10 protein-coding genes are annotated in these 13,700 nt (G+C 71.7%); 2 read left to right on the top strand and 8 right to left on the bottom strand.

The window, feature by feature from the left end; genetic code table 11:
* The first annotated feature begins 25 nt into the window (after positions 1 to 25).
* Positions 26 to 1,705 carry a Na+/H+ antiporter gene (locus tag JHD63_RS01385; RefSeq protein ID WP_198968869.1) on the top strand — a complete coding sequence of 560 codons (1,680 nt, stop codon included), beginning with the start codon at positions 26 to 28 and terminating at the stop codon, positions 1,703 to 1,705.
* Positions 1,706 to 1,809: 104 nt separating this feature from the next.
* Here the strand turns inward: JHD63_RS01385 and JHD63_RS01390 are convergent, their stop codons facing one another.
* Complete coding sequence (locus tag JHD63_RS01390; protein WP_198968870.1) at positions 1,810 to 3,528, bottom strand: AMP-binding protein; 1,719 nt, start codon at positions 3,526 to 3,528, stop codon at positions 1,810 to 1,812.
* Positions 3,529 to 3,543: 15 nt separating this feature from the next.
* The gene (locus tag JHD63_RS01395) at positions 3,544 to 4,716 is read right to left on the bottom strand and encodes an isovaleryl-CoA dehydrogenase (RefSeq protein WP_198968871.1); all 1,173 of its coding nucleotides are present in this window, start codon (positions 4,714 to 4,716) and stop codon (positions 3,544 to 3,546) included.
* 79 nt (positions 4,717 to 4,795) lie between these two features.
* Between JHD63_RS01395 and JHD63_RS01400 the strand changes: the two genes are divergently transcribed.
* A complete protein-coding gene (locus JHD63_RS01400; RefSeq protein WP_198968872.1) occupies positions 4,796 to 5,827 on the top strand; it encodes an AraC family transcriptional regulator in 1,032 nt (343 codons plus the stop codon).
* On the opposite strand, the gene JHD63_RS01405 is transcribed toward JHD63_RS01400, so the two are convergent.
* The 6 genes from JHD63_RS01405 to JHD63_RS01430 form a co-directional block, all read right to left on the bottom strand.
* Entirely contained in the window at positions 5,824 to 7,440 is a 1,617-nt protein-coding gene (locus JHD63_RS01405) for a glucan biosynthesis protein (protein WP_198968873.1), read from the bottom strand. The two genes, JHD63_RS01400 and JHD63_RS01405, sit on opposite strands and share 4 nt — an antisense overlap.
* A 68-nt stretch (positions 7,441 to 7,508) precedes the next feature.
* The gene (locus tag JHD63_RS01410; RefSeq protein ID WP_233167480.1) at positions 7,509 to 9,569 is read right to left on the bottom strand and encodes a methyl-accepting chemotaxis protein; all 2,061 of its coding nucleotides are present in this window, start codon (positions 9,567 to 9,569) and stop codon (positions 7,509 to 7,511) included.
* A 300-nt stretch (positions 9,570 to 9,869) separates the two neighbouring features.
* Positions 9,870 to 11,453: a PfkB family carbohydrate kinase gene (locus JHD63_RS01415; protein ID WP_198968874.1), complete on the bottom strand. Its 1,584-nt coding sequence runs from the start codon at positions 11,451 to 11,453 to the stop codon at positions 9,870 to 9,872.
* On the bottom strand, positions 11,450 to 12,256 hold the full coding sequence (locus JHD63_RS01420; RefSeq protein WP_198968875.1) for a thiazole synthase: 807 nt from the start codon (positions 12,254 to 12,256) through the stop codon (positions 11,450 to 11,452). The genes JHD63_RS01415 and JHD63_RS01420 overlap by 4 nt, the downstream gene beginning before the upstream one ends.
* Before the next feature lie 4 nt (positions 12,257 to 12,260).
* On the bottom strand, positions 12,261 to 12,491 hold the full coding sequence (gene thiS, locus JHD63_RS01425; protein ID WP_198968876.1) for a sulfur carrier protein ThiS: 231 nt from the start codon (positions 12,489 to 12,491) through the stop codon (positions 12,261 to 12,263).
* A complete protein-coding gene (locus JHD63_RS01430) occupies positions 12,484 to 13,560 on the bottom strand; it encodes an FAD-dependent oxidoreductase (RefSeq protein ID WP_198968877.1) in 1,077 nt (358 codons plus the stop codon). The genes thiS and JHD63_RS01430 overlap by 8 nt, the downstream gene beginning before the upstream one ends.
* Positions 13,561 to 13,700 lie beyond the last annotated feature (140 nt).

Here is a 13,700-nt window from a genome sequence, read left to right on the forward strand (position 1 = left end):
GCATTGCGCGGAAAATCGGGCGCCGATGCATACCGTTGAAATCGTCCTGCTGCTGCTGACGCTGGGCGCGGTCTCCGGGCTGGCGGCCCGCTACGTGCCGGCCGTGCCGCTGCCGCTGCTGCAGATCGCGCTGGGCGCGGCGCTGTCGTGGCCCGAAGCCGGACTGCACGTGCGCTTCGACCCGGAACTGTTCCTGCTGCTGTTCATCCCGCCGCTGCTGTTCGCCGACGGCTGGCGCATTCCGAAGCGCGAACTTTTCACGCTGCGCCGGCCCATCCTCACGCTGGCGCTGGGCCTGGTGCTGTTCACGGTGCTGGGCCTGGGCTATTTCGCGCACTGGATGATTCCGGAGCTGCCGCTGACGGCGGCCTTCGCGCTGGCCGCGGTGCTCTCGCCGACCGACGCGGTGGCCGTGTCGGCCATCACGCGCCGCCTGGGCATGCCCGAGAAGACCCGGCACATCCTGGAGGGCGAGTCGCTGCTCAACGACGCGTCCGGCCTGGTGGCGCTGAAGTTCGCCGTGGCGGCCACGCTCACCGGGGCCTTCTCGTGGGCCGAGGCCGGACGCAGCTTCATCCTGATCGCGCTGGGCGGGCTGGCCGTCGGCGCGGCCGCGGGCTGGGCCTATGCGCGGGCGCGCGCCACCATCACGCGGCGCGTGGGCGACGTGGCCGCCACGCAGACCGTGCTGCTGATGATGCTGCTGCCCTTTGCCGCCTACATCGTGGCCGAGCGCCTGGGCGTCTCGGGCATCCTGGCGGCGGTGGCCGCGGGCATCACCACCAATTTCGCCGACCTGGAGCGCAGCGAGGCCATTGCCGAGCGCATGCAGGCGCAGATCACCTGGACCATGGTGGAGTCGTCCTTCAACGGCGCGATCTTCCTGCTGCTGGGGCTGCAGCTGCCCGCGATCATCGGCGAGGGCCTCACGCACGGGCCGCATGCCTGGTGGCTGCTGCTGGGCTATGTGCTGGCGATCTCGGCGGCGCTGATCGTGCTGCGCGCGATCTGGCTGGCCCTGGCCGTGCGCCGCTCCCTGCTCGCCGCGCGCCGCAGCGGTCAAATGCCGGAGCAGCCCTCGCTGCGGCTCATGGGCGCCACGGCGCTGGCCGGCATCCGCGGCGCGATCACGCTGGCCGGCGCGCTGTCCATTCCGCTGCTGCTGCCCGACGGCAGCCCGTTCCCGGGCCGCGAACTGCTGGTGTTCCTGGCCACCGGCGTGATCCTGGTCACCCTGGTCGCGGGCAGCATCGGCCTGCCGCTGCTGCTGGCGGGCATCCAGCAGCCGGCCGAGCCGCCGCACGCGCGCGAGGAGCGGCTGGCGCGCATCGCCGCCTGCGAGGCCGCGATCACCTCGCTGAAGAAGGCCGGCGATGCCGACACCACGCCGCCCGACGCCGAATGGCAGGCCCGGCGCGACGAGGCCGTGGGCCTGGTGGCGCGCGACTACCGGCGCCGCATCGACACGCTGGACGACACGGACGAGGGCACCGAGGCGCGCGCCAAGGAGCACGTCGCGCGCCGGCGCGCCCATGTGATGGAGCTGGAGCTGCGCCTCACCGGCCTGCGCGCCGAGCGGGCCGAGCTGTACCGGCTGCGCCGCGCGCACCGCATCAACGACGATTCCCTGCGCGCGCTGGTGCAGGAGGTGGACCTGGCGGAGATCTCGCTGCGCCGCCGCCTGGGCGTGGCAAGGAAACGCTAGATACCTCCAGCGGCCCGGCTCGGCCGGTTGCGCGGATGCTCCGGCATGGCCGGCCCCGCGGCTTTCGGCGCCATGGTGTTTCATGCGCGGCGGGTGGCCATGGCTCAGGCGGCCTTGTCTTCCTGCAGGCCGAGTTCCTCGCTCATGGCCTCGCGGATCCTGAACTTCTGGATCTTGCCGGTGATGGTCATCGGGAAGGCGTCGACGAAGCGCATGTGGCGCGGCACCTTGTAGTGCGCGATGCGGCCCTTGCAGAAGTCGCGCACTGCTTCCTCGGTGAGCGTCTGGCCGGGCTTGGCGATGATCCAGGCGCACAGCTCCTCGCCGTAGCGCCGGTCCGGCACGCCGACCACCTGCACGTCCTGGATCTGCGGGTGGCGGTAGAGAAACTCCTCGATCTCGCGCGGGTACACGTTCTCGCCGCCGCGGATCACCATGTCCTTGCTGCGGCCGACGATGTTGACGTAGCCCTCGGCGTCCATGGTGGCGAGGTCGCCGGTGTGCATCCAGCCCTCGGCGTCGATCGCCTCGCGCGTCTTCTCCGCGTCGCCCCAGTAGCCGTGCATCACCGAATAGCCGCGGGTGCAGAGTTCGCCGGTGACGCCCGGGGCCACGGTGGCGCCGCTGGCCGGGTCGATGATCTTCACCTCCAGGTGCGGCTGCACCTGGCCCACGGTGGACACGCGGCGGTCCAGCGGCGTGTCGGTGCTGCTCTGGCAGCTCACCGGGCTGGTCTCGGTCATGCCGTAGGCGATGGTGATCTGCGACAGGTGCATCTGCCCGACCACGCGCTTCATCACCTCGATCGGGCAGGGCGAGCCGGCCATGATGCCGGTGCGCAGCGTGGACAGGTCGAATTCCCCGAAGCGCGGGTGCTCCAGTTCGGCGATGAACATGGTGGGCACGCCGTGCAGGGCGGTGCACTTCTCCGCCTGCACCGCCTGCAGCACCGTGAGCGGGTCGAAGCCGTCGTTCGGGTAGACGATGGTGGCGCCATGCGTCAGGCAGGCGAGGTTGCCCAGCACCATGCCGAAGCAGTGGTACAGCGGCACCGGGATGCACAGCCGGTCCTCGGGCGTGAGCCGCATGCACTCGCCGATGAAGAAGCCGTTGTTCAGGATGTTGCGGTGGGTGAGCGTGGCGCCCTTGGGAAAGCCCGTGGTGCCGCTGGTGAACTGGATGTTGACCGGGTCGCTCGCGCGCAGCGTGGCCGCCACCTGCGCCACGCGCGGGTCGGCCGCGTCGCCGCTCGCATGCAGTTCGGAGAAGCGCAGCATGCCGCTCTCATCGCCGCCCTGCCCTGCGGCATCGATCCAGGCCACCAGGCGCAGGTCCGGCAGGCGCGCGGCCTGCAGCCGGCCCGGCGCGGCGGCGGCCAGCTCGGGCGCGAGTTCGCGCAGCATCTGCAGGTAGTCGCTGGTCTTGAAGCGCGCCATGGTGACCAGCGCCTTGCAGCCGACCTTGTTCAGCGCGTATTCCAGTTCGGAGGTCCGGTAGGCCGGGTTGATGTTGACCAGCACCAGCCCGGCCTTGGCCGTGGCGAGCTGCATCAGCACCCATTCCACGTTGTTGTGCGACCAGATGCCGATGCGGTCGCCCGGCACCAGCCCCTGGCGCAGCAGCGCGCTGGCCAGCCGGTCCACCGCCGTGCGCAGGGCGCCGTAGGTGTAGCGCGCGCCCTGGTGCACGCTGACCAGCGCCTCGCGCTCGGGCTGGCGCGCGGCCATGGCATCGAAGAAGTCGCCGATGGTCTGCTCGATCAGCGGGACGTCGGTGGCGCCGTGCGCGTGGCTCTCGGTCAAGGGGTAGCGGCTTGCGGCCATGCTGATGCTCCAGGGCTACATCGTCTCGGCGAACAGTTCGCGGCCGATCAGCATGCGCCGGATCTCGCTGGTGCCGGCGCCGATTTCGTACAGCTTGGCGTCGCGCCAAAGGCGGCCGACCGGGAATTCGTTGGTGTAGCCCACGCCGCCCAGCGCCTGGATCGCCTCGCCGGCCATCCAGGTCGCCTTCTCGGCCGCGTACAGGATGGCGCCGGCCGCGTCCTTGCGCAGGCTGCGCGCATGGTCGCCGCGGTCGCAGGCCTTGCCCACGGCGTAGACGTAGGCGCGCGTGGCCTGCCAGGTGGTGTACATGTCGGCCAGCTTGCCCTGCATGAGCTGGAATTCGCCAATCGCCTGGCCGAACTGCCTGCGCTCGTGCACATAGGGAATCACCGCGTCCATGCAGGCGGCCATGATGCCCAGCGGGCCGCCGGAGAGCACCGCGCGCTCGTAGTCCAGGCCGCTCATCAGCACCTTGGCGCCTTTGCCTTCGCCGCCCAGCACGTTCTCCTCGGGCACTTCGCAGTTGTCGAAGAACAGCGGCCAGGTGTTGCTGCCGCGCATGCCCAGCTTGTCGAGCTTGGTGCCGGCGGAGAAGCCCTTGAAGCCCTTCTCGACGATGAAGGCGGTCATGCCGCGCGCACCCAGCTGCGGCTCGGTCTTGCCGTAGATCACCAGCGTGTCGGCGTCGCCGCCGTTGGTGATCCACATCTTGCTGCCGTTGAGCACGTAGCGGTCGCCCTTCTTCTCGGCGCGCAGCTGCATGCTGACCACGTCGGAGCCGGCGCCGGGCTCGCTCATGGCCAGCGCGCCGACGTGCTCCCCGCTCACCAGCCGGGGTAGGTACTTCTGCTTCTGCGCCGCAGTGCCGTTGCGGTGGATCTGGTTCACGCACAGGTTGGAGTGCGCGCCGTAGGACAGCCCGACCGACGCCGACGCGCGCGAGACCTCCTCCATGGCCACCATGTGCGCCAGGTAGCCCAGCTGCGTGCCGCCGTATTCCTCGGCCACGGTCATGCCGTGCAGGCCGAGCTCGCCGAGCTTGCGCCACAGGTCTGCGGGGAACTGGTTGTCGCGGTCGATGTCCGCGGCGCGCGGCGCGATCTCCTGCGCGGCGAAGTCCTGGATGGCGTCGCGCAGGGCGTCGACGGTTTCGCCGAGGTCGAAGCTCAGGCCGGGGTGCTGCATGGGGTGTCTCCTTGGAGCCGCAAGGCTACGCCTGTCGGCGCCGCATTTGGCGCCACAATGGTTGCAAATCGTGCCAGCCATGCCTTTCTCGTCACCCGCCCGCACCGGCTCCCGCATCGCCGCCACCCCCATCGCCTTCGTGCAGGGGATCGTGCAGGCCTACGTCCAGCGCAGGCTGGACCCGGCGCCGGCCCTGCGGCATGCACAGATCACGCCAGCGCAGCTGGCCGATGCGCGCCAGCGCGTCACCGCTGCCCAGTTCGAGGCCCTGTCGGGCTTTGCCATGCAGCAGCTGGACGACGAGGCGCTGGGCTGGTTCTCGCGCCGCCTGCCCTGGGGCAGCTACGGCATGCTGTGCCGCGCCGCGGTGACCGCGCCCACGCTGGGCGTGGCGCTCAAGCGCTGGTGCCGCATGCACCGGCTGCTGACGGACGACGTGCTGCTGCAACTGGAGGTGAGCGGCGGCAGCGCCGTGCTGCGCATCGAGGAGCGCCGCGCGCTGGGCGGCCTGCGCGAGTTCTGCCTGGTGACGCTGCTGCGCTACGTGCACGGCTTTGCCTGCTGGGCGGTGGATTCGCGCATCACGCTGCAGCGCGCGGACTTCCCGTTTTCCGCTCCGCCGCATGCCGAGGTCTATCCGCTGCTGTTCCCCGGCCCGCTGCACTTTGGCGCCGCGGCCGCAGGCTATGCCTTCGACGTCCAGTACCTGGCCCTGCCCCTGGTGCGTGACGAGGCCGCCACGCGCGCCATGCTGCAGCGCGCGCTGCCGCTGACGGTGCTGCAGTACCGCCGCGACCGGCTGCTGGTGGCGCGGGTGCGCGAGCGGCTGCTGGCGCATCCGGCCGAGGCGGCCACGGCCCAGGGCCTGGCCGCCAGCCTGCATATTTCGGTGCGCACGCTGCACCGCCAACTGAAGGAGGAAGGCGCCTCGCTGCAGTCCCTCAAGGACGAAGCGCGCCGGGCCCAGGCCGTGTCCCTGCTGCGGCACACGAAGAAGCCGCTCAAGCAGGTGGCGCTGGCCGTGGGCTTTCGCAACGAGAAGAGCTTTGCACGGGCCTTCCGCCACTGGACCGGCCTGGCGCCGGGCCAGTTCCGCAGCGGCGGCAGCTAGAACGGCTCGTAGCGGTAGAGCCAGGTTTCGGACAAGGTCTGATCCCCGTTCTTGAGGTACAGCCGGATGTCCACCGGGTCCTTGCCGTCGGCGGTGAAATCGAACTGCGCGCGCCAGTGGCCGGCCACGCCGTTGGGCACGGCTTCGGTGAACACGTAGGAGAACTTGCCGCTGGGCGCGCTCAGCACCGCCTCGGGCCTGATGCCGAAGGGCAGGCTGGCGAGCGGGCCGCCCAGGAACTCGACCATGAACTTGCGCACGCCCGCGGGCCGGGGCTGGCCCGGCTGGCCGCCGCGGCCCAGGCGCGTGGCGACGCACGCGGCCAGCGGCGAGGGGTAGGGCTCCCTGTCGGTCCAGTGCAGGCGGTAGCGCAGGCGGTAGCTGCTGCCGGCCCGGGCGGGGGCCTTGGGCACCCAGAAGGCGACGGTGTTGTCGTGGATCTCGTCGTCGGTCGGGATCTCGATCAATTGCACCTCGCCCTCGCCCCAGTCGCCCTGGGGCTCGACCCAGAGGCTGGGCCGGCGGTCATAGAACACGCCGTCGAGGTAGTGGTCGAAATTGCGGTCGCGCTGCAGCAGGCCGAAGCCGCGCGGCTGCCGGTCGGAGAAGGCGGCGCCGGTGGTGGCGGCCGGGTTGTTCAGCGGGCGCCAGATGCGTTCGCCGCCGCCGGTCCAGATCGCCAGGCCGTCGGAGTCGTGCACCTCGGGCCGCCAGTCGATCGCGCCGGGCTTGGCGGTTTCAGAGAACCAGTACATCGAGGTCAGCGGCGCCAGCCCCAGGCGGCCGATGTCCTTGCGCACGAAGAGCTGGCATTCGAGGTCCATCACGACGGCCCTGGAGCGCTGCATCACGAACTTGTAGGCGCCGGTGATGCTCGGGCCTTCGAACAGGGCGTGCACCACCACCGTGTCGCCGCCCTCGGCAGGCGGGTCGAAGTAGAACTCGGTGAAGCTCGGGAACTCCTCCGGCCGATCCGGCAGGGCCACGTCCAGCGCCACGGCGCGGGCCGACAGGCCGTACTGGTACAGCTCGCCGATCGCGCGGAAGTAGCTCGCGCCCAGGAAGGCGACCCAGTCGTTGCGGCGCCAGTCGAGCTTCTTCTGGTCGCCCGTGCGGCTCTCCTGGAAGCGAAAGCCGGCAAAGCCCGCGCCATCGGGCAGTTCACGCGCCGGGCTGTCGGCCGGCATGTCGAAGTAGGCGGCGTCGTAGACGATTTCACGCGAGAAGAAATCGCCGTCGCTGCGCGTGAGCAGGTACATGTGCACCGGCACCTGGAAGAACCGGCCCAGGTGGAAGAAGGTGACCGGGAACTGCCCCGGGCCGTCCTTGAACAGCGCGTAGTCGGTGTTGAACCTGATCTTGCCGTGGGCTTCGTAGTCGATGCGGTCCAGCACCGCGGCCGGCAGCGGCGCGCCGGGCGCATAGGGCCTGGCGGCCAGCGCCTTGGCGCGCGCGGCCAAGCCGTCGAAGGAAAAGGGGCGCGGCTCGCCCAGCCTGAGGCCGGCGGGGGCGGCGAATGCCGAGGCGGGCAGGCCGAGCGCGGCAAAGGCGGCGGTGGCGCTGCCGGCGGCGAGGAAGGTGCGACGGTCGGGTTGGGTGATCGGCAGGGACATCAGGTGAGGATACTGGCGGCTGGGGCTTGCCATCGTAGTGACAGCGGCGCGGCGCCGTGTAACCACACTCAGCGCGCCGGCAGCGGCGCTGCCCCCGCCTGCGCGCCCGGCATCTTGAAGCGCGCCACCTCGCGCACCAGTTCGCGGGCCTGCTCGCGCAGCGCGGCGGCGGCAGCGGCGGTCTGCTCCACCAGCGCGGCGTTCTGCTGGGTGGCGCGGTCGAGTTCCTGCACCGCGGAGCCGACCTGCGTCACGCCCTGGCTTTGCTCGCGCGAGCCGACGGCGATCTCGTGCAGCAGTTCCTTGATCTTCTGCGCGCCGTCGACGATGCCGCTCATGGTGACGCCGGCCTCGCGCACGATGCCAGTGCCGATGTCGACGTTGGCCACGCTGATGCCGATCAGGTCCTTGATCTGGCGCGCCGCGCTGGACGAGCGCTGCGCCAGCGCGCGCACTTCGGCGGCCACCACGGCGAAGCCCCGGCCCTGCTCGCCGGCGCGCGCGGCTTCCACCGCGGCGTTGAGCGCCAGGATGTTGGTCTGGAAGGCGATGCCGTCTATGACGCCGATGATCTCGCTGATCTGCCGCGACGAGGCCTGGATGTCCTCCATGGTGCGCACCATGTTGCCGGCGATGGCGCCGCCGCGCGCGGCGATCTGCGCGTTCTGCGACGCGTTGCCGGTGGCCGCGTCGGTGTGCGAGCTGGTCTGGCGCACCGTCGCGCCGATCTGTTCCATGGCCGAGGCGGTCTGCTCCAGGTTGGCGGCGGTCTGCTCGGTGCGCGCCGACAGGTCGGTGGACGCATCGGCGATCTCGTTGCTGGCTTGCAGGATGCCGCTGGAGGCGTCGACCACCTGCCGCACCATGCTGCACAGGCTGTCCTGCATGCGGGCCATCATCAGCATGAGGTCGGCGGCTTCATCCCGGCCCCAGGGCCAGGGGGTGCTCGTCAGGTCGCCATCGGTCATGGCCTGCAGATGCCGGCTGACCTCGCCCAGGCCGCCGAGCATGACGCGGTAGAAGGCATAGAAGAGATAGGCCGCCACCAGCAGCGAGCCCAGGACGATGACCAGCATGGTCGCGCGCTTTTCGCGGGTCTGGTCGATGCGCCGCTGCAGCAGGTCCTGCAGCATCACGGTGCTTTCGGCGCCGAGCGCGCGCAGCTTGTCGACGGCGAGCTGGCCCGGCTCGCCCAGCGGCCGTATGTCGGCGTTGAAGCCGTCGTCGAACCAGGATTTGCCGGACGCCGCATAGAAGGCCTGGGCGGCCTCGGTCGCCGCGGCCGCGTACGGGGCGATCTTCCTGAGCGCTTCCGGCTCGGCTTCACCAGCGCGGGCGCTGCTCTGCGCGATAGCCTCGACGCGCTCCCGGCCCGCGTACCAGACGGCGTAGAGCTCGCGCACGCGCGCCTGGGTGCCGGCGCTGGTCATGTTGCCGGCATTCGCCGCTTCGGCGCGCGCCAGCACGCCGGCCATGGCGCGGGTGCGGGAGACCGATTCGATGACGTCGGTGACCACGTCGGTCGCCAGGATCATCAGGTAGTAGGAGCCCTGATCCGGGTCCAGGGTCAGGTTGGATTTGTCCATGACCGTGCGGCGCAGATCGCGCACGGCGTCCACGTAGGCCTGCAGGTCCTGCTCGAAGCCCTGGGCGTCGGGCCTGGTCCCCAGCGCCTGCAGGGACTGGTGCAGCGCCTGCACCCGGCGCAGGTCGTCGCGGGCATCGAGCCCATTGGGAACCGACTCGACCACGGCGGCGACTTCGTCCATGCGCGTGGCGATGGCGGCCATGTCCATGCCCTGCGTCAGCCCGGACAGGACCAGGCGTCGCTGCTTCTGCACCTCGATCAGCCAGGGCTCGATCCTGGTGATCACCGACAGGCCGGCGAGTTCCTGGCGGGCGAAGTCGATGGTGGCCTGACTGGTGCGGCCGTAGGCCAGCAGGAGCATCGCCACGGGCACCAGGAAGGCCAGCGAGATGAGCCCCGCCTTCGCGCCGAACCTCAGGCGGCGGAACAGGCGCACGCCCAAGGCCCAGATGCCGTGGTGCTCGAAAAAGCGTCCCGATCCTTGCGTCGGCAAGGGCGCGGCCGCAGGCCCCTGGATCAAGGGAAAACTGGAGTCCTTCATGGTGTCGACTTCTGCGTGGCTGAACGTGGAGGTGCGCATCCGCCAGCGCCATGCAGGCGCAAGCATCGCGGCGTGAAGCAGGGGCAGCATGCAAACGGCACCGGGCCCATGGGCTGTTGGCGCACGCCGGCAAACGTGGCACGGCCTCTGAGTTTCGGTTGGCATGCTAAGTAGCGCAGCGCGGCGCCAGCTTGACAATTCGCAAGAGATGCGAGGGGTCCGTGGCGGAGCCGCTGTGCGCCGGTATTGCTATTTTTTTATAGCAAAAAGCCCACGTTTCATCTGGGCTACAGGCACTTTTCACCCGGAAACAGGGAGCCTGCCGCTCGTCACCCACGCCAAGCTGCTCCGCGGCCAGACCGGCGCGCCTGGCTGGCTGCGGCGCGCTCCCGCTTCAAGGGCTTGGCGAAAAGCCGGCACCGCATCCTCCGGCGCATCGCCCAGGCCGCGCACGATGCACACCCCATCGGCGCCGCGGCGCGCGGCGGCCTCGGCCTGCGCGGGCGTGAGGATGCCGCCGATGGCCACCACCGGTGCGCCGGCCATGCGGCACCACCAGGCCAGGTTGTCCAGGCCCTGCGGGTGCCAGGGCATGGCCTTGGTGGTGGTGGGCCAGACCGGGCCGCAGGCGATGTAGCGCGGCGCCAGGCTGCGCGCGCGGGCCAGTTCCCACAGGCTGTGCGAGCTGATGCCCAGGGCCGGGGCGCGCTCGCCGCACAGCGTGTCGCGTTCGGCGTCGTTCAGCGCCAGCAGGTCTTCCTGGCCCAGGTGCAGGCCGGGCGCGCCCAGTTCCAGCGCCAGGGCGCGGTGGTCGTTCAGGAAGAACTGCGCGCCCGCCGCGCGGCAATCGGCCACGGCGCGCTCCACCTGCGCGCGCAAGGCGGCCGGCCAGGCGGCGTCGGGCCGTGGCGGGGTCTTGATGCGCAGTTGCACCGTGCGCACGCCGGCGGCCAGGATGCGCGCCAGCTGATTGGCGCTGGCGGCTATGGCGTACAGGCCCAACACGGGATGCTGTGTGGATGCGAAAGGAGCGAAGCGCGGCTGCGCGCTCCACGACAGTTGCGGCATCAGTGATGGATCGCTGATGAAGCCCGGCTGCGCGCAGACCGGCCCGGCGCCCTGCCCTGCCGCATGGCCGTGACGCAAGGCCTGCGCGGTCGCCATCTTGGCCAGCACCAATGCATCGGCCGCGACGAAGCCGCGCGCCATGGCGGCGGCGGCGCTGCTGGCGAAGGTGCAGCCGGTGCCATGGTGGTGCGGCGTGGCGATGCGCGGCAGCGCCAGCCAGCCGTCGGCGTGCGGCGTGGCGATCCAGTCCAGCGCCAGGCCCTGCACCGGCGCGTCGTCGCCGCCGGTGATGCAGACCGCCTGCGCGCCGGCCTGGCGCAGCGCGTGGGCCAGTGCCGGCGCGCCGGCATCGTCGGGCAGGCCGGTGAGGCGCAGCGCCTCGCGCCGGTTCGGCGTTGTCAGCGTGGCGCGCGGCAGCAGCAGATCACGGTAGGCCGCCCGCGCGGCCGCATCGGCAAAGGCGGCGCCGGTGCTGGCGCCCAGCACCGGGTCCACCACCAGCGCCACGGGGCCGCGCGTGCGCAGCCGGTCGATCCAGCGGGCCACGGCCTGCACCTGCGCCACGCCGCCGAGCAGGCCGGTCTTCACCGCGAGCGGCGGCAGGTCGTGTTCCAGCGCCGCCATCTGCGCGTCGAGCACCGCCGCGGGCAGCGGCTCGACGTGCGTCACGCCTTGCGAATGCTGGGCCGTGACCGCGGCCACCACGGTGCACAGGTGCACGCCGCAGGCATCGGCGGCGCGCTGGTCGGCGGCGAGGCCGGCGCCACCGGCGCTGTCGGTGCCGGCCACGCTCCAGATGACGGGCGGCCGCGTCATGCGGCGCCGATCAGGAAGGCCTCGCCGCCGGTGGGCGTGCTGGCCACGGCAAAGTCCTGCCGCGCCATGACGCCCGCGCGCCAGGCGGTGCGGCCGGCCTGCACCGCGTGGCGGAACGCGCTGGCCATGGCGACCGGGTCGCGCGACTGGGCCACGGCGCTGTTGAGCAGCACCGCGTCGAAGCCCATCTCCAGTGCCCGCGCGGCGTGCGAGGGCGCGCCGATGCCGGCGTCGACGATCAGGGTGGCGTCGGGCAGGCGCTCGCGCAGCGTGCGCAGCGCCCAGGGGTTGAGCAGGCCCTGGCCCGAGCCTATGGGGGCGCCCCAGGGCATCAGCAGCGGGCAGCCGGCGTCGAGCAGGCGGCGGCAGCTCACCAAGTCGTCGGTGCAGTAGGGCCAGACGGTGAAGCCTTCTCGTGCCAGCGTGGCCGCGGCCAGCACCAGTTCGACCGGGTCGGGCTGCAGCGTGTACTCGTCGCCGACCACTTCGAGCTTGATCCAGTCGGTGCCGTACAGCTCGCGCGCCATGCGTGCCAGTTGCACCGCCTCGCGCGCGCTGCGGCAGCCGGCGGTGTTGGGCAGCAGGCGCGCGCCGGCGGCCTGCGCGGCGGAGTGCACGCCGGCCACGAAGCCATTGTCGGCGCCGCCGGCCAGCGTGCGCCTGAGGCCCACGGTGACGGCCGCCGGCCGCGCCGCGGCGATGGCCTCGGCCAGCACCCGGGGCGAGGGATAGCCGGCGGTGCCCAGAAGAAAGCGGCTGGCCAGAAGCGTCTCGCCGACCTGCCAGGTGTCGTCCTGCGGCATGGCCTCAGCCCCCGGTGATGGGTTGGAAGAAAAGCACGGCATCGCCCGTGCGCAATTCGAGCGCGGCGCGCTGCCCACGCGGCACGAAGTCGCCGTTGAGCGCCGTGGCGACCGCATCGGGCGCATGGCCCAGGGCCTGGACCAGGGCGGCCAGCGTGCTGCCGGCGGGCACCTGGTGCGGCCGGCCATCGAGGCGGATGGCCAGGACGTCGGTCAACGGCGTGTCGTCATGCATGGAGCAGCTCCTTGGATGTCTTTCGGGATGCCAGCGCGCAGGCGGCCAGCGCATCGGCCACCAGCGCCGGCGCCATCAGCCAGCCGTGGCGGAACAGGCCATTGATGCGCAGCAGGCCGGGCTGGACCTCGGTGCGCGGGGCGTTGTCGGGCAGGGCCGGGCGCAGGTTGCGGTCGAGCCGCTCGATGCGCGCCTCGGCAAGGTCCGGCAGCACGCTGTGCGCCGCGGCCATCAGCTCGACCGCGCTGCGCAGCGAGACCGGCGAGCGGTCTTCGCTCTCGATCTCGCTGGCGCCGGCGAACAGCCGGTCCGGCCCGCGCGGCACCAGATACACGGTGTGGCGCGGGTGCAGCAGGCGCAGCGGCCGCTGCAGGCCGTGCGCGGGGGCGTGCAGCCAGACGGTTTCGCCGCGCACGCCGCGCAGGGGCAGCGCGGCGCTGCGTGCGCCCAGGCCGCGCACGTCGATGGCCCAGTCGAAGCGCAGAGCCGCGCCGTCCGCCGCCAGGACTTGCCCCGGCAGCACCTGCGCGACGGGCCGGCCCCAGTGCCAGCGCACGCCCTCGCCCGCCTGGGCCTGCAGTTGCGCCAGCACGGCCGGCGGCTGGACCTGCGCTTCATCCGGCAGAAGCCAGGCATGGGCCACGCCTTGCAGCGCAGGCTCCAGGGCCCGCAGCGCCGCAGCGTCCAGCGGCTGCGCCTGCGGCCAGCCAGCGGGTGCGCGGCCAAGTCGCGCCAGCACGCGCTCGGCCGCGCCGCGGTCGCTGCGGTGCGCCAGCAGCAGGCTGCCGCGCTGCGAGAACGACTCCGGCGCGCCGAGCTGCTCCACGATGTCGCGCCACAGCGCGATCGAGCGCCAGCCCAGCGCGGCGATGCCGGCCTCCGCATGGTCCAGCTCGGCCAGCGGGCTGAGCATGCCGGCCGCGCTGAAGGCGGCCGCGCCCTGCCCGTCATACGACGGCGCCGGGCCTGCGGCCGGATCGAACACCTCCACGCAGTGCCCCGCGCGCGCCAGTTGCCAGGCCAGCAGCCGGCCCAGCAGGCCGGCGCCGGCAATGCCGATACTCGCCATGTCAGTTCTCCATTGCGCCGAGCACCATCCGCCGCGCATGAAACGCAGAGGTACCAAAGGCCGCGGAGCAGGCCATGCGCAGACATCCGCGGAACCGGCTTTGCCGGGCCGCCGGATGTGCCCCCTTGAGGGAGTTGGCG

Origin of the sequence: Xylophilus sp. ASV27 (assembly GCF_016428875.1) — a bacterium.
In the GTDB taxonomy this organism is placed as follows: Bacteria; Pseudomonadota; Gammaproteobacteria; order Burkholderiales; family Burkholderiaceae_C; genus Xylophilus.